Source organism: Streptosporangium nanhuense, from assembly GCF_059358815.1.
Genome location: NZ_JCADBG010000028.1, coordinates 90,633 through 117,224, shown reverse-complemented (window position 1 = coordinate 117,224; position 26,592 = coordinate 90,633). Strand labels below are relative to the sequence as shown.

General features: G+C 73.9%; 15 protein-coding genes, 3 tRNA genes and 1 pseudogene. 10 read left to right on the top strand and 9 right to left on the bottom strand.

Translation table 11 applies throughout. The features are described 5' to 3' along the window. Positions 1–12: 12 nt before the first annotated feature. Together AC5L38_RS37960 and AC5L38_RS37955 are read left to right on the top strand one after the other, a co-directional pair. On the top strand, positions 13–8,925 hold the full coding sequence (locus AC5L38_RS37960) for a type I polyketide synthase (protein ID WP_495247633.1): 8,913 nt from the start codon (positions 13–15) through the stop codon (positions 8,923–8,925). Between the two features lie 291 nt (positions 8,926–9,216). Beyond that, entirely contained in the window at positions 9,217–9,945 is a 729-nt protein-coding gene (locus AC5L38_RS37955; RefSeq protein ID WP_495247632.1) for a 4'-phosphopantetheinyl transferase family protein, read from the top strand. A gap of 33 nt (positions 9,946–9,978) precedes the next feature. Here AC5L38_RS37955 and AC5L38_RS37950 read toward each other — a convergent pair whose 3' ends face one another. Further along, positions 9,979–10,623 (bottom strand): TetR/AcrR family transcriptional regulator, encoded by a 645-nt coding sequence (locus AC5L38_RS37950; RefSeq protein ID WP_495247631.1) that lies wholly within the window; start codon positions 10,621–10,623, stop codon positions 9,979–9,981. Between the two features lie 511 nt (positions 10,624–11,134). On the opposite strand from AC5L38_RS37950, the gene AC5L38_RS37945 reads away from it, so the two are divergent. Next, positions 11,135–12,682, top strand: a complete 1,548-nt coding sequence (locus AC5L38_RS37945; protein WP_495247642.1) for an MFS transporter — start codon at positions 11,135–11,137, stop codon at positions 12,680–12,682. On the opposite strand, the gene AC5L38_RS37940 is transcribed toward AC5L38_RS37945, so the two are convergent. Further along, positions 12,588–13,646 carry a carboxymuconolactone decarboxylase family protein gene (locus tag AC5L38_RS37940; protein ID WP_495247630.1) on the bottom strand — a complete coding sequence of 353 codons (1,059 nt, stop codon included), beginning with the start codon at positions 13,644–13,646 and terminating at the stop codon, positions 12,588–12,590. The two genes, AC5L38_RS37945 and AC5L38_RS37940, sit on opposite strands and share 95 nt — an antisense overlap. 322 nt (positions 13,647–13,968) lie before the next feature. Between AC5L38_RS37940 and AC5L38_RS37935 the strand changes: the two genes are divergently transcribed. Next, a complete protein-coding gene (locus AC5L38_RS37935) occupies positions 13,969–15,300 on the top strand; it encodes a sensor histidine kinase (RefSeq protein ID WP_495247629.1) in 1,332 nt (443 codons plus the stop codon). Positions 15,301–15,331: 31 nt separating this feature from the next. Next, positions 15,332–15,985: pseudogene (locus AC5L38_RS37930) on the top strand (response regulator); the annotation flags it as partial. A gap of 106 nt (positions 15,986–16,091) precedes the next feature. Here the strand turns inward: AC5L38_RS37930 and AC5L38_RS37925 are convergent. Further along, a complete protein-coding gene (locus AC5L38_RS37925; protein ID WP_495247628.1) occupies positions 16,092–17,006 on the bottom strand; it encodes an NAD(P)H-binding protein in 915 nt (304 codons plus the stop codon). Between the two features lie 661 nt (positions 17,007–17,667). Further along, entirely contained in the window at positions 17,668–18,255 is a 588-nt protein-coding gene (locus AC5L38_RS37920; protein WP_495247627.1) for a hypothetical protein, read from the bottom strand. Between the two features lie 256 nt (positions 18,256–18,511). Here AC5L38_RS37920 and AC5L38_RS37915 point away from each other — a divergent pair, with 256 nt between their 5' ends. Both AC5L38_RS37915 and AC5L38_RS37910 read left to right on the top strand, forming a co-directional pair. Then, positions 18,512–19,033: a neutral zinc metallopeptidase gene (locus AC5L38_RS37915; protein WP_495247626.1), complete on the top strand. Its 522-nt coding sequence runs from the start codon at positions 18,512–18,514 to the stop codon at positions 19,031–19,033. A gap of 1 nt (position 19,034) precedes the next feature. Beyond that, the gene (locus AC5L38_RS37910; RefSeq protein ID WP_495247625.1) at positions 19,035–19,514 is read left to right on the top strand and encodes a hypothetical protein; all 480 of its coding nucleotides are present in this window, start codon (positions 19,035–19,037) and stop codon (positions 19,512–19,514) included. On the opposite strand, the gene AC5L38_RS37905 is transcribed toward AC5L38_RS37910, so the two are convergent. After that, complete coding sequence (locus AC5L38_RS37905) at positions 19,493–19,600, bottom strand: hypothetical protein (protein WP_495247641.1); 108 nt, start codon at positions 19,598–19,600, stop codon at positions 19,493–19,495. The two genes, AC5L38_RS37910 and AC5L38_RS37905, sit on opposite strands and share 22 nt — an antisense overlap. Positions 19,601–19,828: 228 nt before the next feature. Here AC5L38_RS37905 and AC5L38_RS37900 point away from each other — a divergent pair, with 228 nt between their 5' ends. Then, positions 19,829–22,099, top strand: a complete 2,271-nt coding sequence (locus AC5L38_RS37900) for a M48 family metalloprotease (protein WP_495247640.1) — start codon at positions 19,829–19,831, stop codon at positions 22,097–22,099. A 187-nt stretch (positions 22,100–22,286) separates the two neighbouring features. On the opposite strand, the gene AC5L38_RS37895 is transcribed toward AC5L38_RS37900, so the two are convergent. From AC5L38_RS37895 to AC5L38_RS37885, 3 genes are all read right to left on the bottom strand, one after another. Beyond that, positions 22,287–22,361, bottom strand: a tRNA-Val gene (locus AC5L38_RS37895). 14 nt (positions 22,362–22,375) lie between these two features. Continuing rightward, positions 22,376–22,446, bottom strand: a tRNA-Cys gene (locus AC5L38_RS37890). A 25-nt stretch (positions 22,447–22,471) separates the two neighbouring features. Continuing rightward, positions 22,472–22,543 (bottom strand) — tRNA-Gly (locus tag AC5L38_RS37885). 152 nt (positions 22,544–22,695) lie between these two features. Here AC5L38_RS37885 and hutH point away from each other — a divergent pair. Beyond that, complete coding sequence (gene hutH, locus AC5L38_RS37880) at positions 22,696–24,243, top strand: histidine ammonia-lyase (RefSeq protein WP_495247624.1); 1,548 nt, start codon at positions 22,696–22,698, stop codon at positions 24,241–24,243. A gap of 66 nt (positions 24,244–24,309) precedes the next feature. Here the strand turns inward: hutH and AC5L38_RS37875 are convergent, their stop codons facing one another. Then, a complete protein-coding gene (locus AC5L38_RS37875; protein WP_495247623.1) occupies positions 24,310–25,626 on the bottom strand; it encodes an NAD(P)-binding domain-containing protein in 1,317 nt (438 codons plus the stop codon). Between the two features lie 73 nt (positions 25,627–25,699). Here AC5L38_RS37875 and AC5L38_RS37870 point away from each other — a divergent pair, with 73 nt between their 5' ends. Then, positions 25,700–26,590 (top strand): LysR family transcriptional regulator, encoded by an 891-nt coding sequence (locus AC5L38_RS37870; protein ID WP_495247622.1) that lies wholly within the window; start codon positions 25,700–25,702, stop codon positions 26,588–26,590. The last annotated feature ends 2 nt before the right edge of the window (positions 26,591–26,592 follow it).

Genomic DNA, 26,592 nt, shown 5'->3' with positions numbered 1-26,592 from the left:
TGGGTGGAGCAGGTGCGGGGCGCGGTCCGTTTCTCCGACGGGGTGCGCGCCCTGCACGCTCACGGGGTGCGGGCCTACCTGGAGCTCGGTCCTGACGGCGTACTGACCGCCATGGCACAGGACACCCTGACCACGGAAGCCGAAGCCGGTGCGGACGTGCTGCTGGTGCCGGCCCTGCGCGGGGACCGGGACGAGCGGCAAACGGTCATGGCGGCGCTGGCCGCCCTGCACGTGGGCGGGGTGCCGGTGGACTGGCGAGCGGCGTTCCCCGGCGCCCGCAGGGTGGGGCTGCCCACCTACGCCTTCCAGCGTCGGCGTTTCTGGCCGGGGCCTTCGCGCGCCCGCGTCGGCGATGTGGCCGACGCCGGGCTCGGAGCGCCGGATCACCCCCTGCTGGGAGCCGCCGTCGAGCTGGCGGGCGGCGGCGAGGTGCTCTTCACCGGCCGGTTGTCGGTGCGCTCCCAGCCGTGGCTGGCCGATCACGTGGTGTCGGGCCGGGTGGTGGTACCGGCGACGGCGTTCCTGGAACTGGCGATCCGGGCCGGTGACGAGGTCGGCTGCGCGCGGGTGGACGAGCTGACCCTGGCCGCGCCGTTGACGCTGCCCGAACAGGGGGGCGTCCAGGTGCAGGTACGGCTGGGCGAGCCCGACGAGAGAGGACACCGGCCGCTGGGCGTGTACGCGCGGCCGGAAGGCGAGGAGGAACGCACCTGGACGCGACACGCGAACGGGCTCCTGGCGGTCGACGAACCCCTTACCGGCCCCGATGTCACACCGCCGTTCGACACGACGGTGTGGCCGCCGGCCGGTGCGGCGCCGGTCTCGTTGGACGGCTTCTACGAGGGGCGGGCGGCGGACGGCTTCGACTACGGACCGGCGTTCCGCGGCCTGACCGCGGCCTGGCGAGGTGACTCGGACATGTACGCCGAAATCACTCTGCCCGAGCAGGAAGCGGCCGAGGCCGAGGCGTTCGGTATGCACCCGGCGCTGCTGGACGCGGTGCTGCACCTGTGCCTGCTCCTCGACCGGAGCGAGGACGCCCGGCGTAAGGTGCCGTTCGCGTGGGAGGGCGTGTCCCTGCACGCGGCGGGGGCGTCGGCGGTCCGGGTGCGGCTGTCCTGGGCCGGACCTGACACGATGTCGATCGCGATCGCCGGCGCGGACGGCCCGGTGGCCTCGATCAGGTCGCTGACCCTGCGCCTCCTTTCCGACGGGCAGGCCGCCGGTCCGCGAGCGATCGGAAGGGACTCCCTGTTCCGGCTGGACTGGGTCCCGCTGGCATCCCCGGCATCCCCGGTGTCCTCGGTGTCGCCGAGCGCTCTGGCGATGGTGGGCCCGGACGAGTGGGGGCTCACCGAGGCACTTGCCGCCGTGCTGGGCGGTCCCATCAGAACCGCTCCCGACCTGCGCTTGCTGGGGGAGGCGCACGACGGCGACGCTCCCGTGCCACGAACGGTGCTGGTCCCGGTGGCCGGGCTCTCCGGCCACAAGATCCCGGTGGTCGGGCACCCGGGTGACGAGGTCCCGCAGGCCGGACACCCCGGTGACCAGGTCCCGATGGTCGCCCTCGGCCTGGCGTCGTCCGTGCTGGACCTGGTGCGCTCCTGGCTCGCGGACGAGCGGTTCGCCGGTTCGCGGCTGGTTTTCCTCACCCGGGGCGCGGTGGACGGCGGTGACGTGGTGGCGGCGACGGTGTGGGGGCTGGTTCGTGCCGCCGAGGCGGAGCATCCCGGCCGGTTCGCGCTGATCGACCTCGACCCCCACGGAAGCGATGCCCTCCGCGAAAGCGATGCCCTCCGCGAAAGCGATGCCCTCCGCGAAAGCGATGCCCTCAACGGGAGCGATGCCCTCCACGAAAGCGACACCCTTCGCGAAAGCGACGGCCGCGCCCCGAGAGAGGTGCCCGCGAGCTCGATCGCCGCGCTGCCGTCGGCCCTGGCCGTGGCCGAGCCGCAGCTGGTGATCCGGGACGGTGCCGTGCTGGCCGGTCGGCTGGCTCGCGTCTTCCCTCCCGCCGTACCGGAGGACCTGGCCTGGGATCCTGAGGGCACGGTGCTGATCACCGGCGGGACCGGCGGCCTTGGCGGCATGCTGGCCCGTCACCTGGTGACCGAGCACGGCATCCGGCACCTGACGCTGGCGAGCCGTCGCGGTGACCGGGCTGAGGGCGTCGACGAGCTGGTGGCGGAGCTCACCGGACTCGGCGCCCGGACGACCGTCGTGGCGTGCGACCTGGCGGACCGTGACGCCGTCGCCGGCCTGCTGGCCGGGGTGGCGGCCGAGCACCCGCTGACCGCGGTGGTGCACGCCGCGGGCGTGCTGGACGACGGCACGGTCGGCACGCTGACGTCGCGGAGCCTGGAGAAGGTGTTCCGCCCCAAGGTGGACGCGGCCTGGCATCTCCACGAGCTGACCCGGAACGAGAACCTGGCCGGATTCGTCCTGTTCTCGTCGGTGGCGGGGACGTTCGGGACGGCCGGGCAGGCCAACTACGCGGCGGCGAACGCCTTCCTGGACGCGCTCGCCAGGCGCCGCCGGGACGAGGGGCTGCCGACGGTCTCGCTGGCCTGGGGTCCGTGGGACCAGGTGAGCGGCATGACCGGAGCCCTGGGCGAGACCGGGATGGGCAGGCTCGCCAGGCGCGGGATGCTCCCGCTTTCCCCGGATCACGGCCTGGCGCTGTTCGACGCGACGGTCACGGGCGACGTGTCGGTCACGGGCAGCACGTCGGTTACGGGCAACGCGACGGTCACAGGCAACGCGACGGTCATGGGTGGTGGAGCGGCCCTGCTGCCCGCACGCCTGGACCTGGCGGCGTTCCGTACCGGCGAGGACGTCCCCTTCCTGCTCCGGGGGCTGATCCGGCCGTCGGCCCGCCGCCGGGCCACGACCGCGGCGGCGACCACACTCGTCGACCGCCTCGCGCCGCTCGGGGCGGGTGAGCGGATGGCCGTCCTGCTGGAGCTGGTCAGGAACCAGGTGGCGCTGGCGCTGGGCCACGCGGACGGCGACGCGATCGAGCCGTTGAGCAGCTTCCAGAGCATGGGCTTCGACTCGCTGACGGCCGTCGAGGTGCGCAACCGGCTGGCCGCGGACACCGGGCTGCGGCTGCCCGCGACGATGGTGTTCGACTACCCGAACGTCACGGCGCTGACGGAGTTCCTCCTGGCGGAGTTGCCGGGCGGGCTCGGCGGCCCGGCCGGCGGGCCGGCGGTCGCGCGACCGGTCACGCCGGTCGGCGACGATCCCGTGGTGATCGTGTCAATGGCGTGCCGGTACCCGGGCGGGGTGACCTCCCCCGAGGAGCTGTGGCGGCTGGTCACGGAGGGCGGGGACGCGATCTCGGCGTTCCCGACCTCTCGCGGCTGGGACCTGGAGTCGCTGTACGACCCCGACCGCGAGCGCCGGGGCACCAGCTACGTCCGAGAGGGCGGCTTCCTGCACGACGCGGGGGAGTTCGACCCCGGTTTCTTCGGCATCTCGCCCCGTGAGGCGCTGGCGATGGACCCCCAGCAGCGGCTCCTCCTCGAGGTGTCCTGGGAGGCGGTCGAGCGGGCCGGGATCGACCCGCTCTCGCTGCGCGGCAGCCACACGGGTGTGTTCGCCGGGGTGATGTACCACGACTACGCGACGAGCGCCGACTTCCCCCCGGACGTGGTGAGCTTCATGGGAACCGGCACGGCGGGCAGCGTGCTGTCCGGGCGGCTGTCCTACATCCTCGGCCTGGAGGGCCCGGCGATGACGGTGGACACCGCGTGCTCGTCCTCCCTGGTGGCGTTGCACCTCGCGGCACAGGCGCTGCGCGGCGGTGAGTGCTCGCTGGCGCTGGTCGGCGGGGTGACCGTGATGGCGACCCCGGGGGCGTTCATCGACTTCAGCGCCCAGGGCGGCCTGGCCGCCGACGGCCGGTGCAAGTCCTTCTCCGAGGCCGCCGACGGTGTCGGCTGGTCCGAGGGCGTCGGGACGCTGGTGCTGGAACGCCTGTCCGACGCGCGGCGCAACGGCCATCAGGTGCTGGCCGTCGTACGCGGCTCCGCGGTGAACCAGGACGGCGCCTCCAACGGGCTGACCGCGCCGAACGGCCCCTCCCAGCAGCGGGTGATCCGCCAGGCCCTGGCCAGGGCGGGGCTGGCGGCATCGGACGTCGACGCGGTGGAGGGCCACGGGACCGGTACGAGCCTGGGCGACCCGATCGAGGCGCAGGCCCTGCTGGCGACGTACGGCCAGGACCGGCCGCAGGATCGCCCGCTGCTTCTCGGGTCGATCAAGTCGAACATCGGCCACACCCAGGCCGCGGCGGGCGTCGCCGGTGTGATCAAGATGGTCATGGCGATGCGCCACGGAGTGCTGCCGGGCACGCTGCACGTGGACGCGCCCTCGTCGCACGTGGACTGGGAGCAGGGCGCGGTGGAACTGCTGACCGGGCACCGCCCCTGGCCGGGGCTCGGATGGCCGCGGCGGGCCGGGGTGTCGTCGTTCGGCATCAGCGGGACCAACGCGCACGTGATCCTGGAGCAGGCACCACCGGCCGCGGACACGCCGGCCGCCGCGCCGGACGCGCCGGCCGCGAACCGGCCGCTCGACGGGTCGACGGTCGAGTCGCCGGTCGGGTCGCCGGACAGTTCGCCGATCGGTGCGCCGGTCGGTTCGCCGGAGGGAACGACCGGCCAGGAAGCGGGCGCCGTTTCGGTTCCGGTCCTCGTGTCGGGGAAGACGGCGGACGCGCTGCGGGCGCAGGCGGCACGCCTGCTGTCGCGGGTCCAGGACGATCCGGACGTCTCCCTCGCGGACGTCGGCTTCTCGCTGGCGACGGGCCGTTCGGCGTTCGAGCACCGGGCGGTGGTGCTGGCCGGCGACCGGGACGGGGCGCTGGCGGGCCTGGCGGCGGTGGCGGACGGACGGCCGGTGCCGGGAGTGGTCCGGGGACGTGGCGCGCGCCCGGGCCGGCTCGCGCTGCTGTTCACCGGGCAGGGGGCCCAGCGGGCCGGGATGGGCCGCGGGCTGTACGAGCGGTTCCCGGTCTTCGCCGACGCCTTCGACGCCGTGCTGGCCCACCTGGATCCCGAGCTGGACCGCCCGCTGCGCGAGGTGACGTTCGGCGACACCGGGCTGCTGGACCGGACCGGATACACCCAGCCGGCGCTGTTCGCGCTGGAGGTGGCGCTGTTCCGGCTGGTGGAGTCCTGGGGCGTCAGGCCGGACTTCCTGGCGGGGCACTCGATCGGAGAGATAGCGGCCGCGCACGTGGCGGGCGTGCTGTCGCTCCAGGACGCGTGCCGGCTGGTGGCGGCGCGCGCCCGGCTGATGCAGGCGCTGCCGGAGGGCGGCGCGATGGTCGCCGTGCAGGCGCCCGAGCAGGAGGTGCTGCCGCTCCTCGCCGGGTGCGAGGACGAGGTCTCCATCGCCGCGGTGAACGGCCCCGCCTCGGTGGTGATCGCCGGTGCCGAGGAGGCGGTCGTCCGGATCTCCGCCCGGCTGGAGGCGGAGGGGCGCAGGACGAAGCGGCTGAGGGTGAGCCACGCGTTCCACTCGCCGCTGATGGAACCGATGCTGGCGGAGTTCCGGAAGGTGGCCGAGGGCCTGGACTTCGCGGCGCCGCGGATCCCGGTGGTCTCGACCGTGACCGGCGAGCTCGCGTCGGCCGAGGAGCTGTGCTCGCCGGACCACTGGGTGGAGCAGGTACGGCGCGGGGTCAGGTTCGCCGACGGCCTGGGGACGCTGCGCCGGTGCGGGGTCACCGCGTACCTCGAACTGGGACCCGACGGGGTGCTGACCGCGATGGCCGGGGAGACCGTCCTGGACGAGGAAGCCGAGGGCGCGGTGCTGGTCCCGGCGCTGCGCGGCGACCGCGACGAACGAAACACGGTCATGGCCGCGGTGGCGACGTTGCACGCGCACGGTGTCGCGGTGGACTGGACGGCCGTGTTCGCGACCGCGTTCGGCGGCGCCCGCCGCGTGGACCTGCCGACGTACGCCTTCCGGCACCAGTGGTTCTGGCCGAGCGGGCGGCGGGCCGGGGACGTCCGGGATCTCGGGCTCGCGGCGGCGGCGCATCCGCTGCTGGGGGCCGCGGTACGGCTGGCCGGCTCGGACGGGGTGGTGCTCACCGGCCGCCTCTCGCCGAGATCGCACCCCTGGCTCGCCGACCACGCCGTCGGCGGGATGGTGGTCTTCCCCGGCTCGGGACTGCTGGAACTCGCCATCCGGGCCGGAGACCAGGTCGGCTGCGACCGGGTGGAGGAGCTCACCATGGCCGTCCCGCTCGCGTTCGGCGAGCGGGACGCGATGGACGTGCAGGTGTCCGCGGGCGCGCCCGACGCGTCGGGCCTGCGTGAGTTCGGCGTCTACGCGCGGCCGGCCGGCGCGGACGACGACGCCCCCTGGACACGGCACGCGGCCGGTGTGCTCCGCGGCGGGGGCCGCGAGGCCGCGGACCGGGCCGAGGCCTTCGACACCGAGGTGTGGCCGCCCGCGGGAGCGTCCGCCGTCGAGCTGGACGGCCTCTACGACCGGTTCGCCGAGGGCGGGTTCGTGTACGGCCCCCTCTTCCGGGGGCTGCGCGCGGCCTGGCGGCGTGGCGACGAGGTGTTCGCGGAGGTCGTCCTGCCGGAGCAGGCCGGTGACGCCGGTGACGCCGGCGCGTACGGCGTGCACCCGGCGCTGCTGGACGCCGCCGTGCACGCGGTGCCGTTCCTGGAGGCGGCCGAACCCGAGGCGGGACGCCTGCCGTTCGCGTGGGGCGGGGTGCACCTGCACGCCGGCGGCGCGACGACGCTGCGCGTGCGCGTGACCAGGACCGGCGAGGACACGGTGTCGGTGGCCGCGGTGGACGCGGCGGGAGCCCCCGTGCTCACCGCCGAGTCCCTGGTTTCGCGTCCGGCGGCGCCCGGCGGGCCGGTCGTCGGCGGCGGGCGCCGGGCGGCGGGGGACGGGCTGTTCCAGCTGGAGTGGACGCCCCTGCCCGAGGCGCCGCCCGCCATCGCGGAACCGGACGTGGTGGTGCTGGACGCGGCGATGCTGGACGCGGTGATGCCGGATGTGGCGCCGCGCGCCGGGGAGCTCGCCTCCCTGGACGCCCCGCCGGATGCGACGCTGCCGGCAGGGGAGCTCCTGAAGACGGCGCCGGCCGAGAATCTCACCACCCTGGACGCACTGCGGGACGGCGCGCCGCGTGCCGTGGCCGTGGGCCCGCTCCTCGCCGGCGACTCCGTGGACGTCATCGCCGCGACGTGCGCGTCCACCGCCCGCGTTCTGGGCCTGCTGCAGCGCTGGCTCGCGGAGGAACGGTTCGGCGACACCACCCTCGTGGTGATGACGTGCGGCGCGGTCGCGGCCCAGGACGGCGACCGGGTGACCGACCTGCCGGGTTCCGCCGTGTGGGGGCTGGTCCGTGCCGCGCAGGCGGAGAACCCCGGCCGGTTCGTACTCGTCGATCTCGACACGCCGTTCGAGCCTTCCGGGGCGCTGCTGTCGGCCGTTCTGGCCTGCGGCGAGCCGCAGGTGGCGGTGCGCGACGGAGCGCTGAGAGCGGCACGCCTGGCACCGGCACCAACATCGGCATCGGCACCGGCACCGGGCGAGGACGACGGCGTACGGCGCTGGGACCCCGAGGGCACGGTGCTGATCACCGGCGGTACGGGCGGCCTCGGTGCCGAGGTGGCGCGGCACCTGGTGGGCGAGCACGGGGTGCGGCGGCTGTTGCTGGCCGGCCGCCGGGGACCGGAGGCGCCCGGCGCCTCCGAGCTGCGGGCCGAGCTGGCCGCCCGCGGTGCCGAGGTCACCGTCGCCGCGTGCGACGTGTCCGACCGGGGCGCGCTCGCGGACCTGCTGGCCGCCGTACCCGCCGGGCATCCGCTGACCGCGGTCGTCCACGCGGCGGGAGTGCTGGACGACGCGACGATCCCCTCCCTGAGCCCCGAGCGGCTGGACACCGTGCTGTGGCCCAAGGCGGGTGCCGCCTGGCACCTGCACGAGCTCACCCGGGACATGGATCTCGCCGCGTTCGTGCTCTTCTCGTCGGTGGCCGGTGTGGCGGGCGGCGCGGGACAGGGCAACTACGCCGCGGCCAACGCCTTCCTCGACGGCCTGGCCCACCACCGGCGGGCCGCCGGGCTGGCCGCGATGTCGCTGGCCTGGGGGCCCTGGGCGCAGGACGGCGTGATGACCGGTGGCATGACCGGCGGGCTCGCCGACACCGACCGGCGGCGGATGGCGCGCGAGGGCATCCGCCCGCTGTCGGTGGAGCAGGGACTGGAGCTGTTCGACGCCGCCGGCGCCGTGGACCGGCCGGTGCTGGTGCCGGTCCGGTTCGACCTGCCGGCCCTGCGGGCGCGAGAGGAGGTCCCGCCGCTGCTGAGGGGCCTGGCCCCCGCCAGGCGCCGGACGGCCGCGAGCAGGCGCGAGGAGCCGGACACCCTGCTGCGCGACCTGACCGCCCTCGGCGCCGACGAGCGCGTCGAGACGCTCCTGGATCTCGTACGCGGCCAGGTGGCGGCCGTGCTCGGGCACGCCCGGACCGACTCCGTCGAACCGGACCGGGCCTTCAGGGAGCTGGGCTTCGACTCGCTCACCGCCGTCGAGCTGCGCAACCGGCTGGCCGGCGCCACCGGGCTGCGCCTGCCGGTCAGCCTGGTGTTCGACCATCCCACGCCGCTCGCCCTGTCCGGCCACCTGCTCGACCGGCTCGGCCTGGCCGGGCGGACGGGGTCCGCGACGCTCCTGACCGAGCTCGCGAAGCTGGAGAAGGCCTTCACCGAGGCGACCGTCGATCCCGACGCGCACAGGCAGGTCGCGGCGCGCCTGGACATTCTGCGGGCCAAATGGGCGGCACTCCTGGGTGATTCCGGCGACACCGAGTTCGACATCGACTCGGCCACGGACAACGAGATGTTCGAAATGCTCGACAACGAACTCGGCCTGTCGTGATTTCGTCACCATCCGAAATCGTGCGGGAGCCGATCATGTCAATCGTGCGGGAGCCGGTCACGTCATGAGGGCACGAGATCTGCTCGCGGTGAGCGCCCCGCGTGTCGTCCACGCTTGGAACCGGAGGTTCGTCGAGGGTCTCCGGCCCGGGGCCGGCGGGGACCGGCCGGCCGCCGACCGGCACCTGAGGTACCGGGCCGCCGCGGTCGTGCACGGCCACCCGCGCGTACCGAGCACGACCTGGCGCGACGGAGTTCGCTTCGAGGAGGTTTCGTTGGGATACCCGCGGGAGTGGCGACGGAGGGGCGGGACACCCCGTCCGGCCAGGTCGATCCCGCCGACCCGCGAACGCGTCTCATGATCGAGGGTCTGCTGCCCGGGGAGGCCAGGTCGTCGGAGGTGTTCGACGACTCGCGGCCGTGTGTCCTGTTCCTGGAGGAGGAGGCGGTGATCAGCAGGTCGACGGAGAAGCGCCGGCGCGAGTTCACCACGGCACGCTGGTGCGCCCGCGACGCCCTGAGCCGTCTGGGACACCCGCCGGTGCCCGTGCTGCCGGGCGTGAAGGGCGCGCCGGTCTGGCCCCCGGGTGTCGTCGGCAGCATCACCCACTGCCCCGGATACCGCGCCGCCGCCGTCGCGCGGTCCGGTGACGTCACGACCCTGGGCATCGACGCCGAGCCGAACAAACCGCTGCCCTCCGGCGTCCTGGAGGTCATCACGGTCGACGAGGAGTTGCGCCGGGTGACGGACCTGCTGCGGCGCGACCCGTCGGTGAGATGGGACCGGCTGCTGTTCAGCGCCAAGGAGTCCGTCTACAAGGCGTGGTTCCCGCTGGACCCGCTGCGGGAACCACGCCTCGACTTCCAGGAGGCGTCGATCAGCTTCGATCCGGCCCGGGGCGGTTTCCGCGCCCGGCTGCTGGCCGAGGGGCCGAGGCTGAGTGACGGTGCCGAGCTGAGGGAGTTCTCCGGCCGCTGGCTGATGGGCCGGGGCCTCGTGATCACGACCGTCGCGGTCTGACGGTTTCCTCCTCGTCCGGCGACGCCCCCTCTGTCAGGGCTTCTCCCGCCCCTCCAGCAGGACGGCCAGACCGTCGAGGAGGCGCCGCAGGCCGAACTCGAACCATTCGTCGATGTCGATCGCGTCCCCCCGTTCGGCATGGAGCTCGGACAGCATCGGGAACCGCCCGGACTCCAGGATCTCCCGGAGCATGGGCGTCTTCGAGGCGCGCCACTGCCCGGTCGTGACACCGGTGCGACGCTCGGCCTCCAGCTCGTTCACCAGCAGCAGGGCCGCGCCCTGCACCTGGGCGCTCACCGTCATGGCCACCCAGTGCGCCGTCATCGGGTCGAGGTCGAGGCCGTCCACGGCGCGCATCGCCCGTTCGACGTCGGCCAGCACGTTCGGCCCGATCGGCGGCCGGGGGGTGGCGATGACGCGCAACGCCCAGGGGTGCCTGGAGTACATCCGCCACTCGCGCCTCGCCGCGGCCTCCAGCCCCGTGCGCCAGCCGCCGGGAACGGGGCCCGGAGGTTGTTCCTCGCCGAAGACGGCCTCGACCATCAGCTCGACGAGCGCGTCCTTGCCCAGCACGTAGCGGTACAGCGACATCGCGCCGGTGCCCAGCTCGGTCGCGACGCGGCGCATCGACAGCGCGTCCAGCCCTTCCGCGTCGGCGATCCGGATCGCGACGCGCACGATCCGCTCGGTGCTCAGGCCGGCCGGGGGTTCGTGACGCCCCGCGGGATCCCCGCCGCTCCGCGAAGGCGCGGGGGAGGCGGACGGAACCGGCGAGGCGCTCCGCGGCGCGGGCCGGGGGGACGGCGCGGCCCGTTCGGCGGCGCGGACCCGGTAGGCCCGCGCCTGGCACGCGCGGGAGCAGTATCGCGGGCGCCGCCCCCGGGGCGCGGCGTTCAACGGCTCTCCACACTGCGCACACGTCAACACGCGGTCTCCACCCAACTCCGGCAGGCTCGATGGTGTGACGAAATTCTAACACGCCTCCTTTGTGACGTAATGAAAGGTGTCGACGTGATGATAATACGAGGGAAAGCCGCCTCAACCTGGCCGTATGGCCTAGCTTTCAACGCTTTTTTCGCGCGTTAATGCACGCCCGCCAAGCTCCGATATCAATTCTTGTCCGTGCCGAAGAATTGTGCGTACGATGTATACACATATTCGGCGTACGGGATATCGGAAGGTCGTGGAAATGGAGCGGGGCGTGCTCACGGCGGGGCGGCGGGAATGGGTCGGGCTCGCGGTGCTGGTCCTGCCCGTCCTGCTCGTCTCGGTCACCGTGACGGTGCTGTACTTCGCGCTGCCCTTCCTGAGCGCGGACCTCGCGCCGACCGGCTCCCAGCTGCTGTGGATCATCGACGTCTACGCCTTCCTGCTGGCCGGCCTGCTGATCCCGATGGGCGCGCTGGGAGACAGGATCGGCCGCCGCAGGCTGCTGCTGATCGGAGCGACCGCGTTCGGCGTCATGTCGGTCGTCGCCGCCTGCGCCCCCGACGCCGGGTCGCTCATCGCGGCCCGAGCCCTGCAGGGCGCGGCGGCGGCGAGCCTGATGCCGCCCACCCTCGCGTTGATCCGCGACATGTTCCACGACCCGCGGCAGCGCCGGACGGCCGTCGCCGTGTGGGCCGCGGGTTTCGCCGGAGGCAGCGTGCTGGGGCCGATCGTGGGCGGCTGGCTGCTGGAGCACTTCTGGTGGGGGTCGGTGTTCCTGATCAACGTGCCGGTCATGGTCCTGCTGCTGGTGCTGGGGCCGGTCGTGCTCCCCGAGTACCGTGATCCGAGCCCCGGCGGGTTCGACCTGCCCAGCGCCGCGCTCTCGCTGGCGGCGGTGCTCCCGACGGTCTACGCGATCAAGCAGTCCGCCGACGGCGGCTTCGGCCCCCAGGCCCTGCTCGGGGTCGTCGCCGGGGCGGCGGCCGGCGTCGTCTTCCTGCGCAGGCAGCGGACGCTGGCCACCCCGATGCTCGACCCGAGGCTGTTCTCCGGCCGGGAATTCACCGTCTCCCTGGTCACGAGCACGCTCGCGATCTTCGCCCTGGTGGGGCTGTTCTACTTCGTCGCGCAGTACCTGCAGACGGTGCTCGGGCTGCGGCCGCTCGTCGCGGGGCTGCTGACCCTGCCCGCGGCGGGCGCCGCCCTCGCCGGATCGATGGTGGCCGCCGCGGTCGCGCGGTGGGTGCGTCCCGGACACGTCGTGGGCGGCGGCATGGCGCTCGCCGCCGCCGGCTTCCTGGTGATGAGCCGGATCGAGGCGGACTCCGAGCGGTGGTTCCTCGTCTGCGGCCTGTTCCTGCTGGGCGCCGGGATCGGAGCGGTGCAGGCGACGGCCTCCGACCTGATCGTCGCCGCCGCCCCACCGGAGCGCGCGGGCTCGGCGTCCGCGATCATGGAGGCCGCCACCGAGCTGGGCGGCGCGCTCGGCGTCGCGATCCTGGGCAGCATCGGCCTGGCCGTCTACGGCGAGAGGTTCACCGCGGCGGGTCCGGCGCTGCCTCCCGAGTACGCCGAGGCGGCGCGCGAGACCCTGGGCGGTGCCGCCGGGGCGGCCGCGCGGATGCCGGGAGAGGCGGGGGCGGCCCTGCTCGACGTCGCCCGCCAGGCCTTCGTCGGCGGCATGCACGTGGCCGCCCTCCTCGGGGCCTGTGTCATGGCGCTGACGGCTCTCCTCGCCGTGATCCTTCTCCGGCCGGCGCGGGCAGATCCCGGCGGATCGACGCCTCGACGCCCTCGACAGCGATGATCGCGCCGTAGGCGATCAGCCGTACCAGGTCGGCGTCGTCCGGGTGCCCGGCACGCCAGGCCGCGACGTCGGCGTCGGTGACGCGGTAGGGCGCCAGCGCGGCGAGCAGGGCGAGCCGCGCCCCCGGCCGGTCGGCGCCGGGCAGGTCCGCCGCCGGCCCGTCCAGCCACCCGCCCATCGCGGGATGCTCGCCGTCCCACCCGCCGACGGTCTCCAGCACGGTCGCGCGGGCCCGCTCGCCCAGCAGGGCCCGGCCCGCGCCCGCCGCCTCCCGCAGCGCGGCGAAGGCGGTGCCCACGGGCGTGCCCACCGCCCAGGCGGGCTCCGGTGTCGCGGCCGGCCCCGCCAGCAGGGGGAGGCTCTCACCGGCCGCCCGCCGCCTGCGCACGGTGCGGGCCAGCACCCTGCCGCCCAGGCTGCGGACCAGCCGGGAGTCCCGCAGCCTGCCGGGCAGCATGCTGTCGGTCAGCAGGGCCGAGGCGACGCGGTTGACGAAGTGGAAGGTCAGGGCGGTGCCGACGTACTCGGCGATGTGCTCCACCGGGAACGGCGGCACCGGCGCCCGCACCGCCCCCGGCGCGCGGGCGGCGCCGGCCGGTGTGCGGGTGGCCGTGGCCCAGCCGAGGAGCGCGGCGTGCCCGGGGTCGGCGGGCGTGCCGCCGCGCGCGATGTCCTCGGCCAGCCGGTGGTCGCCGGTGGCGTGCAGCAGGGTGGTGTGCGCGGTCACGCAGTACGGGCACCGGTTGGCCAGGGACACGCCGAGCGCGACCACCTCCCTGCCCGTCCTGGAGGCGGGGCCGGCCACGAGCGACTCGCGCAGCAGCGCCCAGGTCGCGGCGAGCAGGTCAGGTGCGGGGGAGAGCGTCATGAGGACCGGCATCCTCGCGAGGCCGAAGTCGGTGGCCGCCTGGCCGTAGACATCGGCGATCGGACCGGTCGCGGCCTCGGGCGTGACGGGAGTCACGTATCGGAAGGTGTTCGCCATCTGCCGTCGTTCCCATCGTGGTGAGTGGTCGGCCGGAATGTCGCGGCCCCCGGTCCCGGCGGCCCCGGTCCCGGCGGCACCCGGACCGAGGGATCCCAGCACGACCGTCCTGGTCGCCGGCACCGGCCGGTCCGGTGCGTCGATGGTCGCCGACCCGCCCGTTCCCGGGCGTCGCACCGGCGGATGCTTCCGGGCCCGGCACCGGAGGCGTAGCGCCCCCGGGGCTACTCCACCGGGAGTAGCCCCGTTCCCCTCTCCGCGGAGGAGGCGGGGGACGCGGAGCCCGGTCTACTGTTCGAGCATGAGTCGCATGCGCGAACGGCACGGTCACGTGCGCGGACGGCGGGGGCCCGCGCACGGGTGGCATGACCGGGCGCGCGGGTGGCGGGGGCCCGCGTACGGATGGCGCGACCGGGTGCGCGGACGGTGGGGGTTCGCGTACGGGTGGCGCGACCGGGCGCGCGCCTGGAGCGGTGAGGTGCGCGCCCGGGGCGGTGGGGTGCGGGCGTGGGGCGGCCACGGCCAGGTGTCGGACGCGGCGCTCGCCGGGGGGATCGCCCTGCTGCTGGTGCTCGGCACGCTCGCCGGGCCGGCGCGGGGCGCCACGCACGGGCCGGTCGAGTACGCGCTGCTGCTCGCCGGGACGCTGCCGCTCGCGGCCCGGCGCCGCTTCCCGGCCGTGGTCGCGCTGGTCACCGCGGGGTTCATGCTGGCCTACTCCGCGCGGGCCGGTACCGGCCCCCCGGCGGCCTTCCCGGTGCTGGTAGCCGTCTACACCGCGGTCCTGGCGGGCCGCCGCGCCGCCGCGGTGGTCGCGGCCGCCGTGGTCCTGGGCGGCGACCTGGTGATCGGCCTGTCGCCGGGGGCCGGGGGGTTCTCGCGAGACTCCACCGGGCTGCTGGTCGGCTGGTTCGTCGCCGCGGGCGTCATGGGCGTGGTCTCCAGCCACCGCCGGGACGACGTGAGACGGGCGGAGGAGCGCGCCGCCGAGGCGGAACGCACCCGTGAGGAGACGGCCCGCCGCCGCGCGGACGAGGAACGGCTGCGGATCGCCAGGGAACTGCACGACTCGCTCACCCACAGCATCTCCGTGATCAAGGTGCAGGCCGGGGTCGCGGTCCACCTCGCCCGCAAGCGGGGTGAGGAGGTGCCAGGACCGCTGCTCGCCATCCAGGAGGCCAGCGGTGAGGCCATGCGGGAACTGCGCGCCACCCTGGAGGTGCTGCGCGACGACGAGCCGCCCGGCAGCGGGCTCGACCGGCTCGCCGAGCTGGTCGAGCGGTCGCGGGCGACGGGCCTGCCCGCCACCGTGGTCGTGGACGGCGAGCGGCGGGCCCTCTCGGTGGACGTCGACCGCACCGCGTACCGGATCGTCCAGGAGGCGCTCACCAACGCCGCCAGGCACGCCGGTCCCGCGGCGGCGTCGGTGCGCATCACCTACGGCGCGGAGGAGCTGACGGTGCAGGTGGACGACGACGGCAGGGCGGTGCCCGGTGCCGACCCGGTGCCCGGGGTCGGGCTGAACGGCATGCGCGAGAGGGTCACCGCGCTCGGCGGGCGGCTGCGCGCGGGCCCCCGCTCGGAGGGCGGTTTCCGCGTCCACGCCGAACTCCCCGTGGACGGTCCCGCGTGACGCGCGCCGGACTCCTGCCGGAGGGCGCCCCGTGATCCGCATGCTGCTCGTCGACGACCAGGCGCTCATCCGCGCCGGGTTTCGCGCCCTGCTCGACGCCGAGGACGACATCGAGGTGGTGGCCGAGGCGGCCGACGGGCTGCGGGGCGTCGCGCTGGCCGTCCGGCACGTCCCCGACGTCGTGCTCCTCGACATCCAGATGCCCGTGCTCGACGGCATCGAGGCGACCCGGCGGATCGCCGCCGACCCGGCCCTGGCCGGGGTGCACGTCGTGATCCTGACCAACTACGGGCTCGACGAGTACGTCTTCGACGCCCTGCGCGCGGGCGCGGCCGGATTCCTGGTCAAGGACACCGAACCCGAGGACCTGCTGCACGGCGTCCGGGTGGCCGCGCGGGGGGACGCCCTGCTCTCGCCCGCCGTCACCCGCAAGCTGATCGACCAGTACGTCTCCCGGCCCCCCGGGGTGAACACGGACGACGCGCTGAAGGTCCTCACCAGGCGCGAACGGGAGGTCGTGGCCCTGGTCGCCCGGGGCCTCAGCAACGACGAGATCGCCGCGCACATGGTGATCAGCCCCTTCACCGCCAAGACCCACGTCAGCCGCGCCATGATCAAGACCGGCGCCCGCGACCGCGCCCAGCTCGTCGTCCTCGCCTACGAGTCGGGCCTGGTCGCGCCCCGTTCCGGCGACACCGGGCAACCGGACGGGACCGGCGGCCTGCCGCTCACCGGGCAACCGGGGGGCGCCGGCCTGCCGCCCACCGGACGACCCCGGACGGCGAGAACGTTCACCGGGTGAAGTCGGCGGCCCGCTCCGCGACGAACTCCTCCACCGTCGTCGCGGGCCGTCCCGTGACCGCCTCGACGTCCCCGGTCGCCCGGTCGTAACGGTTCAGGCGGTGCAGGCGCGCCATGGTGACGATGTGCTCCTCGGTGTGGGCCGGGAGCTCCGCGGGCCTGAGAACCTCCTCGACCCAGACGTCGAGCGGGACGTCCACATAGGTGATCTTCCTCCCCAGTGCCCGGGAGTACTCCTCGGCGACGCCGGTCATCTCCTGGGACCGGGGGCCGGTCAGCTCGTACACGCGCCCGATGTGCGGTCGCGGGTCCTCCAGGATCGTGGCGACGACGGCCACGACGTCGCGGGCCGCGACCGGTGACGTGCGGCCGGTCCCGAAGGGAAGCCGGATGGTCCCGTCGCCGGCGATGGAGCGCTCGGCCAGCGTCGTGAACATCGGGTTCTCCAGGAAGGAGGTGGGCCGGACGTGCACGACCGGAAGCCCAGACCAGTCGAGCACCTGCTCCGAGAGCCAGTGCAGCCGCTGCTGGTGGGACTCCTCGGTGCTCAGCGCGTTCATCTGGGACACGGTCATCTGCGAGATGCCGACCAGTGCCTCCAGGACGCCCACCGCGCGGGCCACCGTCGCGACGGTGGCGGCGGCCTCCAGGTACGACGGTGACACGCTCATGCCGAAGAACATCCGGGAACAGCCGTCGAGGGCGTCCGCCACGTCGCGGGGCCGGGTGAGATCGCCGATCACCACCTGGGCCCCGAGGGCACGCAGCGCGTCCGCGCGCTCGTCGTCGCGGTGCGCCATCGCCCGCACGGGCAGGCCGCGTCCGCGCAGCACCCCGACCACGCCGCGGCCGACGCCCCCGACGGCCCCACCGGCACCGGTGACGAGAATGGGACCGTCGTCCATCGCTGTGCCCCCTGTTCCAGCACTCCGCGGCACCGGCTCCGAGCGCCGGAGCCCCGGCCGGCCCCGCGCGTGACCTGATGTGTCTGAGACATTACTCCAGGTCACCCTGTCGCCCGGCTGCCGGATCGCCGCCCGAGCGCCGAGTCCGCGAGTCCGCGAGTCCGTGTGCGCGTTCCCCCGAGCGCCGAGGCCGCGAGCCCGCGTGCCCGCGCGCGCGTCCCCCCGACCGGCCCGGAGCGTGCGTCGCCGGCGACTTCGTCGTGAGCCGTGACCGCCGGGCGTGATCCGGAGCCGCCCGCTCCGCCGGATCCGGCGGCCGGTCGTCCCGCCGGGGCGGTCCGGGTCGCGGCCGGTGCGTGGAGACGACCTTCAAAAGAGTTCCGGGGAACTCAAGTCCCCTCTTTCACCGGTCAAAACAGGGTGGACAATACAGGGTCGAATTTGCCTCCCCTTCCGTGTCAGAAAACTCGTGGGGCCGATCCGGGCCGGCCGGAGTCCATTGAGTTTCCGTGACGCGGGCGACTCGCGCTCGATTGCCGGGACCGGCTGGAAGGGACTCGCCGCGGGCATTCTCGATCGCCTGACGGGCTTTCGGAAAAGACGGTAAGGGGGTGCGTACGCCGTCAGAAGTTCCGCGTGTTCCGCGCCCCGGCACCCGTGCTCACTCGCGGGTTCGTCGCGCGCGTATCGACTCGATCATCGTCTCCGTCGCCCGCAGGCCCAGGTCGCCGGGAGTGCCGAACACGGCGACGGGCATCCTCGCCTCACCGGTGTCGACCGCGACCACCGTCACCCTCAGGGACGTGAAGTGATAGCCCCGCCGCCTGGCGTCCCGATAGGAACCCGTGACATCCATCCGGTAGGCGGCCAGCCCGTCCAGCCGCAACTCCCGGCCGGTCCCACGCCCCCACACCGGCTCGCCGCCGAGGAAGATCTTCGCCTGGGCGTCCGCGAGCACCTGGGCCGCGACGGTTTCCGGGCCGCCGGGTCGTGGCTGCTTGGGGACGCCGGTCAGCGCCAGCGCGTACGCGTCCTGTCCCCTGCCGAAGGCGTCCGGCTGCACGCGGAGAAAGGCGCCGGACTGCCAGTTGACGATGCTCACCCGGGTCTGGGGGGCCAGCCGGTCCGGTGATATGGCGGCGTATCCGGGGGGCCTGGCGACGACGAGGCGGCTGGGCGAAACCCCGGTGGGCGGGATGGCACTCGAAGCCTTTTCGTACGCGAATCTGGCCGCTCCGATGAAGGCCATGGTGACAACAGCCGAGAATCCGAGAAGGGCGAGTACTTTCCACGTTTTCCCGGCCGTTGAAATTGTCCCCACATCTCCACCTCTTGCTGGATTTCTTGTACGTTGATGGCAACTATAAGAGGGGAGAAGGCGAATGGCCTTACCTTCGCTGCGGGCGGTTCTCGCCGCGGCTGTCGTAGCGGTCGCGGTGGGGGTGCCGGCACCCGCTGTCGCAGCGGACGACATCAACCAGGACATCCGTAGCGCCGTATCCGTTGTGAATTCTTACTGGAAGTCCCATTGGTCGCGGTTCTTTCCCGGCCGCTATTTCCCGCCGCGGGTTCTCGGCGGCTACGACTTCGGCCGTCCTGGAGCTCCAACGTGTCAGGGATGGCGCATCCCTGACGACGACGCCATCTACTGCTCGTTCCCCGCGGACTTCATCACCTGGGACGTCGATCTCATGCGGGCCGGGTATCGGCAGGGCGACGCGTGGGTCTACCTGGTCATCGCCCACGAATGGGGCCACGCCGTTCAGGCCCGCATGCCTCGCCGTCACGTCGCGGTCGCCGCCGAGCTGCAGGCCGACTGCCTGGCGGGAGCGGTGCTCGAGGGCGCCGTGGAAGACGGGCTCCTCGATGTGGAGGAAGGCGACGCGGACGAGATCAGGGCCGCGCTGCGCGCCCTCGGTGGAACGGTCCCGTGGACCAGGCCCGGCGACCACGGCAGCAGTCAGCAGCGGATGTCGGCCTTCCAGCGCGGGGTGAACCGCGGAGTCCCCGGGTGCCTGAGGAGATGAGATGAGCGACGTGACGAACGCCCGGCAGGGATCCCGGCGCTTCGACGACATCGCGCGCGCGGTGGTCGAAGAGGTCTCGCCCGACGAGGCCCGGTTGTACCCGGCCGTCGCCGCGGCCGTCCGGCGTGACCCGCGCCGCGCGCTCGGCCCCGGGCGCGACGACACCCTCGCGTTCGGGCTGGCCGAGGCGGCGACCCTGGTCGCGCCCATCGTGATCACGATTCTCAGTGACGTGGTCACCAACTCGCTGACCAACGCCACCGAGCGGCAGGCGAGCAGGTGGTGGCAACGCTGGCGCGGGCGTGGCGGGAAGCGCGAGCAGGTGGCGGCGGGAGAGACCGAAGTGCCCGTGTTGCGGCCGGAAGCGGCAGAGACGGTCGGCAAGGAGCTGGAACGTCTCGCTCTCGACCTCAAGGTGGACCCCGACGTGGCGCTGCGGCTGCGGCAGAGCATGTACGGCTACCTGTCGGGCCAGCGGTGAGCCATCCGCTCGCCTCCAACGCCGACGACCACGCCGACGGCCGCGCCGACGGCCGTGCCGAGAACCGCGCTGACGGCCGCACCGATGACCGTGCCGAGAACCGCGCCGACGACCGTGCCGAGGACCGCGCTCTCGTCCTGGCCCTTCCCTCCGCCGTCACCTCACGTTTCGCCGTGCTCGTCCTGACCACGCTGGCCGGCTCCTACCACCTGAGCCTGCTCCTCCACGGCTCGTTGCTCCGGGCCGCCGGCGCGGCCTCGGAGCACGTACGGCAGGACTCCTGCCTCAGGGAGGTGCGCGCGGGGGCCGCGACCATGGACCCCTTCCTGCTGACCGATCGTTACCGCTCCTGCGTCCTGGGCGTCACCACCCGCGAGACCCTGACCACCCTGGCGATGGCCGCGGTGCCGTTCCTGGTCGCCCTGCTGCTCTATCTCCTGCACCCCCGGTGGCGTGAACGGGGACGGCGTCCGAGGCCGCTGGAACAGCTCGACCATGACGCCGGCGCACCCCTGGCCGCCCTCGTGGCGGAAAGGGGCCGCGGGGTGCGGGTGTTCGTCGACGAGAACGACCTCGGTACGGGCGCGTCGATCTACGGCTTCCCGGGCCGTTACCGCCTGCTGGTCGGCCTGGAGCTCGTGGTGACCGCCGCCACCCGGCCGGACCGGGCCCGGGCGGTCCTCGGCCACGAGTTCGCCCATCTCGACAACCGGGACGTGGGCCTGACCTATCTCGCCATGGCGCTGTGGTGGGCGTTCGTCGGCACGATGGTCGTTCCGGTTCTGGTCGTCACCGCCCTGCCCGACCCGCGGAGCCTGCTGATCGTGCTGCTCCAGGTCGCGGCGCTGGTCGCCGTCCAGTGGCTCGCCCGCAGGGCGGTGTTGCGCAGCCGCGAGCATTACGCCGACGTGCGTTCGGCCGGCACCGCCGAGGACACCGAGTCCGCTGTCGCGGTGTTGCGGACACTGAGGACGAAGTCCCCCTGGTTGTCGAACCACCCCCTCCAGCGGGAGCGCGTCAAGGTGGTGCGCGCCCCCCGCCTGTTGCTGCGTCCGGTTCTCGGGGAACTCTTCGCGGCGGGGCTGCTCGTGGGGATCGCGTTCAGCCCCCTTCTGCAGGCCGTCAACCAGCTCGGCTCCCAGGTCACGCCCGAGGCGCGCTCCAACGCCCTCGGCCTGGTGTTCGGTGTGGTGCTGGGGGCCATGGTGGCCGCCGTGATCTGCCGGGCCGTGGCCGGGGGAGCGGCGCGGGCGCCGTGGCGGGCGGCGGGGTGCGTGACCGGGGGCATGCTGGCGGGGCAGGTGCTGACCGTGGCGGCGCCCGGGGCCTTCCCCTGGACCGTCCTGCTGCCCGAGCCGTGGCTCGCGCTGTCACTGGCGCTGATCCTGCTGGTGACGATGCGGGTCCACATCGGCTGGGTCACGGCCTGCGCCGCCGCGGCCCGCCCTGCCTCCCCCCGGCGCCGGGCCCTGGTCACGATGGCGCTCTCGGCCCTGGTCGTGGGGCCCTGGCTGGGTCACTGGTTCATGTCCCTGCACGTCATCGGCCTGAGCGAGCTGAGCTGGACGTACACGACGTTCGTGTTCTGGAGCGGGATGAGCTCGGCGCCGATGTTGCTCGCCGTCGTGCTGGCCGGGGCCTATCTCTTCTGGGCGGAGCCGCGGCACGTGCCGGCCGGGGCCTTCCCGGCCCCGTGGCTGGTGACGGTCCTGGCCTGCGCCGCCTTCCTCGTCGGCGGGCTCTGGCTGCATCCGGTGCTGGCCGGGGCCCGTGAGACCTCCCTGGCCCACGAGACCCTCTCCGGGTACGTGCTGCTGGGGACGGCGGTGTCGTTCCTCGTGCTCGCGGCGTCGGTCATCGGAGCCGTCACGGGCGGCCGTGGCCGGACGGCGCGGGCGGTGGCTCACGCGGTCGTCGCGTCGCTGGTCGCCTGCGTGCCGATGGTCCTGATCATCCTCCTCCATTCCTCCGTGGCCACCTGCGGGTGGAGTGCCCACCTCGGATGCGCCGTTCAGGAGGGTTCCTTCCCGGTGGCCTTCCGAAGCTACGTGGTCACACTGCTGGGGCCGGCTCTCCTGCTGACCATGCCGGCGGCGGTCGCGGGGAGCGGGGCCCGGCGCCTGGTCTCCGGCCGTCGTACGGTGACCGTCGGGTCCGGGCCCCGGTCCAGGACGGTCGTGGGCCTGGGAGCCGTGGGCGCTCTCGTCGTCACGCTGGCCGTGATCTGGAACTGGTCGCCGAGGCTGACGGACGGCGACTGGCGGATCAGGCCCCCGTCCGATCCCAGCCTGCTGACCCCGGTGGCGACCGGGAGCATCGAGCCGGTCGCGGCGTGCCGGGAGATCGGCAGGGCCTATCTGACCCCCGCCGTCACGCTGGCCGTCGACATGACCGCGCCGCCGAACCTCCACATGCGCCTGCTCCGCACCGCGGCCGCGGCCGACGACCCGGTGCTGTACGCGATGGCCAGGGCCGGCGTCGGTTCGTTCGACCGGGTGTCCGGGCGTGGAGTGGTGGAAGCGGGCAGGCAGATCCAGCATTACTGCGTCCTGCGACTGCTGGAGGAGGAAGCCGCGGGCGGCTAGCACGCCATCTCGAAGATCGGCGAGGCCGGGCCCGACGCCCCGCGCGGACGACGCCGGCCGATGAACCGGACGGCCTGACGGGCACGTTACGAAGGGGAGAGCCCGCCCGAGGTGACTCCCGTGATGCTCCAAGATCGGAAAAGGGCCCCGGAGTGAACTCCGAGACCCTATCTGACCTGCGAAAATCTGGTGGACGATACAGGGATTGAACCTGTGACCTCTTCCGTGTCAGGGAAGCGCTCTCCCGCTGAGCTAATCGTCCTCGCTGAAAACCAGAGGTGGAGACGGGATTTGAACCCGTGTAGACGGCTTTGCAGGCCGTTGCCTCGCCTCTCGGCCACTCCACCGGAGTGAGAGCCCGAAGACCCTTCGAGCGGAAGACGGGATTCGAACCCGCGACCCTCACCTTGGCAAGGTGATGCTCTACCACTGAGCCACTTCCGCGTGTCTCCGGGACCGGCCCGGACTCACGATGAGAACTCTAGCGAATACCCGGCGACTCCCCAAACCGAATACGACCGGTATCTTGAGATGTAAGGAGCCAGTAATGGTTTCACCAGTTACCACGACTCACCCTACGCGAGAGAGTTGACAGCATGCGCGACAACGAGGTCGTGAACATCGGGCCGGAGCCGCTGAGCTTCGAGGAGGTCGTCAGGGTCGCCAGGCACGGTGCCCCCGTGCGCCTCGGCGACGACGCCGTGGCCGCCATGGCGGCGGCCCGCACCCGCGTGGACGAGCTGGCCGAGAGCCCCACCCCCGCCTACGGCGTCTCCACCGGGTTCGGAGCCCTGGCCACCCGTCACATCGATCCCTCGCTCCGCGCCCAGCTGCAACGATCTCTCGTACGCTCCCACGCGGCCGGGTCCGGCCCCGAGGTCGAGACCGAGGTCACCCGGGCGATGATGCTGCTGCGCCTGCACACCCTGGCCACCGGCCACACCGGCGTGCGCCCGAAGACGGCCAAGGTGCTGGAGAGCCTGCTCAACGCCCGGATCACCCCCGTCGTGCACGAGTACGGAAGCCTCGGCTGTTCCGGCGACCTCGCGCCGCTCTCCCACGTGGCCCTCACGATCATGGGGGAGGGCGTCGTCCGCGACGCCGCGGGGGAGCGGGCCGACGCCGCGGAGGCGCTCAAGCAGGCGGGCATCGAGCCCGTGGAACTGGTGGCCAAGGAGGGGCTCGCGCTCATCAACGGCACCGACGGCATGCTCGGCATGCTCATCCTGGCCATGGACGACCTCGCCCGCCTGTTCAGGACCGCCGACGTGAGCGCGGCCATGAGCGTGGAGGCGCTCCTCGGCACCGACCGGGTCTTCGCCGCCGACCTGCAGGCCCTGCGCCCGCACCCCGGGCAGGCGGCCAGCGCCGCCAACCTCAGGGCCCTGCTCGGCGGCTCGCAGATCATGGAGTCCCACCGGGACGGCACCTGCACCCGCGTCCAGGACGCGTACTCCCTCAGGTGCGCCCCGCAGGTCGCCGGGGCCGCCCGCGACACCCTGGCGCACGCCGCCCTGGTCGCCGGGCGGGAGCTGGCCTCCGCGATCGACAACCCGGTGGTCCTGGCCGACGGCCGGGTGGAGTCCAACGGCAACTTCCACGGCGCCCCCGTCGGCTACGTGCTCGACTTCCTGGCCATCGCGGTCGCCGACATGGCGAGCATCTCCGAGCGCCGCACCGACCGCATGCTGGACGTGGCCCGCAGCCACGGCCTGCCCGCCTTCCTCGCGGACGACCCCGGCGTCGACTCCGGCCACATGATCGCCCAGTACACCCAGGCGGCGGTGGTGTCCGAGCTCAAGCGCCTGGCCGCGCCCGCGAGTGTCGACTCCATCCCGAGCTCCGCCATGCAGGAGGACCACGTCTCCATGGGCTGGTCGGCCGCGCGCAAGCTGCGCCGCTCGGTGGACGGCCTCACCCGGGTGCTCGCGGTGGAGGTCCTCACCGCCGCGCGGGCCCTGGACCTGCGCGCCCCGCTGCGGCCCGCCCCGGCGACCGGGGCCGTGGTGGCCGCCCTGCGCGAGTCCGTCCCCGGTCCCGGTCCCGACCGCTTCCTCGCGCCGGAGATCGAGACGGTGGTCCAGCTCGTCGCGGCCAACGCGGTCGTCGCCGCCGCCGAGACGGTCACCGGCCCCCTGTCGTAGGACCCGCCACGGCGGCGGGCCCCGGGCCGTGACGGCGAGGCGGCCCCGCCGCCACGGCCGCCGCCGTCACCGGTCCGCGGGGAGGGCGGCGATCACCTCCACCTCGATGAGCAGCCCCGGCCGGAACAGCCGCGAGACCTCCACGGTCGTGCTGGCCGGGGGCTCGCCGGTGATGAAACGTGCGCGCACGGCCCCGTACTCGCGCAGCCGCGACATGTCGGTGAGATGGCTCCTGATGTGGGTCACGTCGTCGAAGGTGCAGCCCTGGTCGGCGAGGACGCGTGACAGCAGGTCCATCACGTACTCGGACTGGCGTGTCATGTCCCCCTCGCCGACCACCTTCCCCTCCTCGTCCAGGGCCACCTGCCCCGAGACGAACAGCAGGCCCGCGGCCCTGGTGGCGTGGGAGTAGAGCCCGTTGGTGGCGGGAACGGTGGCCGGGTTCAGCCTCTCCACCCGGGCACTGCCCTCCGGCCGGCCCAGGTCCTCCGCGCCGGCACGGTCCCCCACCGGCCCCGAAAACCCCGCCTGACCCATCCGCCCCGTCTCACCCTTCCGGCCCGCCCCTGTGGGACCGGTCGTGGCGACGTGCGCGAAGATCGCCGTGAGGTCCGCCCCGCCGAGCCCGGCCGCCACCGCGCCCGACAGCCTGGCCCCGGCCGCGGCGGCGAGCGTCTGGGTCCCGTGCGCGGCCAGCTCCACGTCCTTGGCCGCGAGGCCGAGGGCGTAGCGCGTCTCGTACGGGCCGCCCTCGACGGCCGGGCGGACCCGTTCGACGAGAGCCCCCAGAGGCGTGCCGCCGAGCACGGCCAGCAGGGTCGCGGTGTCCACCCCGGTCGCCTCCGCGTACGCGAGGGTCTCGGCGAGCAGCACCTGGGCGGGCACCAGCGCGCCCATGACGGCGAGCTTCATCGCCGCGCCCGCGCCGGGGCCGCCGACCTCGAGCACCCGGCCGAACACCTCCAGAGCCTTCCGGCAGCGGGCAAGATCCCCGGGCAGGCCCCCGGCCAGCACCACCAGGGTGCCGTCCCCGGCCGGTCCCACGCTGCCCAGCACCGGCGCGTCGACCAGCCCCACCCCAGGGGGAAGCAGGTCGCGCAGCCCGGCGACCGCCTCGGGCCCGATGGTCGACATCTCCACGACCACCGTCCCGGCCCGCAGCCCCGGTGCCGCGTCCGCGAGCACCCGCCGCACCGCCGCGGGGTCGCTGAGCATCGTGACGACCAGTTCCGCGCCCGCCACGGCCTCGGCGGGCGACGCCGCCGAGGCGGCCCCCTCGATCACGCGAGGGGTGCGGTTCCACGTCTTCACCGCGTACCCGGCCAGCACGAGCCGCCGGGCCATCGGGGCGCCCATGCGCCCCAGACCGAGAAAGGAGATCATGCGCTCCACGCTACGAACCGGAAAGACATTCCACCAGCGACTAGATTGCATGTAAGCCATGCGGAGGAGGAATGTGTTCGACGTCGAAGCGCTGCGCCTGCTGGACACCGTGGCCCGTACCGGATCGTTCACCGCGGCCGCCGCGCGGCTCAACTACACCCAGTCGGCCGTGTCCCGCCGCATCGCCGCCCTCGAACACCGGGCGGGCGGCCCGCTGTTCGAACGGCTGCCGCGCGGGGTGCGGCTCACGCCCGCCGGCGAGGCGCTGCACCACCACGCCCAGGTCGTCCTGAACCGGCTGACCAGGGCGGAGGAGGAGCTGGCCGGGATCCACGGCGGCTACCGGGGACGGCTGCGGGTGGGGGCGTTCGCCACCGCCAACGTCGCGCTCGTGCCCGGCGCCCTGCGCGCGTTCCGCGCGGACTTCCCCGAGGTCGAGCTCGTCCCGATCGAGGGCCCCAGCAGGAGCCTGCTGCGCCGCATGCGCGAGGGAGGCCTGGACGTCGCGGTGGTCAGCGACTACCCGTCCGAGCTGCCCCGCGAGGCGGAGGAGGTGGAGATGGTCGAGCTGGCCGACGACGAGCTGTTCGTCGTGCTGCCCCGCGACCACCGGCTGGCGGCCGAGGAGATCGTCGACCTGCGCGAGCTGCGGGAGGAGACCTGGATCGAGGCGCCCCCGCCGGGGCGGGCCACCGCGCTCGTCGCGGCCTGCGCCCGCGCCGGGTTCGCGCCCCGCGCCACGGTGAGGATCGGCGAGTGGACGGGCAAGTTCGGGTTCGTCGCGGCCGGGCTGGGCGTCACGCTCGTGCCCGCGATCGCCGCGTACGCCGTACCGGCCGATCTGGTGCTCCGCTCCCTCGGCGAGCTCGCCCCCCGCAGGACGGTCTACGCGGCCCTGCCGCCCGCGCCGCTGCCCGCCGCCCGCACCCTGGTACGGCTGCTGGCCGGACGGGCGGGACAATAGGG

Excerpts from the sequence above, each read along its gene's own strand:
- AC5L38_RS37945 (WP_495247642.1), top strand. The coding sequence starts at position 11,135 with ATGGAGCGGGGCGTGCTCACGGCGGGGCGGCGGGAATGGGTCGGGCTC.
- AC5L38_RS37935 (WP_495247629.1), top strand. The coding sequence starts at position 13,969 with ATGAGTCGCATGCGCGAACGGCACGGTCACGTGCGCGGACGGCGGGGG.
- AC5L38_RS37925 (WP_495247628.1), bottom strand. The coding sequence starts at position 17,006 with ATGGACGACGGTCCCATTCTCGTCACCGGTGCCGGTGGGGCCGTCGGG.
- AC5L38_RS37920 (WP_495247627.1), bottom strand. The coding sequence starts at position 18,255 with ATGGCCTTCATCGGAGCGGCCAGATTCGCGTACGAAAAGGCTTCGAGT.
- AC5L38_RS37910 (WP_495247625.1), top strand. The coding sequence starts at position 19,035 with ATGAGCGACGTGACGAACGCCCGGCAGGGATCCCGGCGCTTCGACGAC.
- AC5L38_RS37900 (WP_495247640.1), top strand. The coding sequence starts at position 19,829 with ATGGACCCCTTCCTGCTGACCGATCGTTACCGCTCCTGCGTCCTGGGC.
- hutH (WP_495247624.1), top strand. The coding sequence starts at position 22,696 with ATGCGCGACAACGAGGTCGTGAACATCGGGCCGGAGCCGCTGAGCTTC.
- AC5L38_RS37875 (WP_495247623.1), bottom strand. The coding sequence starts at position 25,626 with ATGATCTCCTTTCTCGGTCTGGGGCGCATGGGCGCCCCGATGGCCCGG.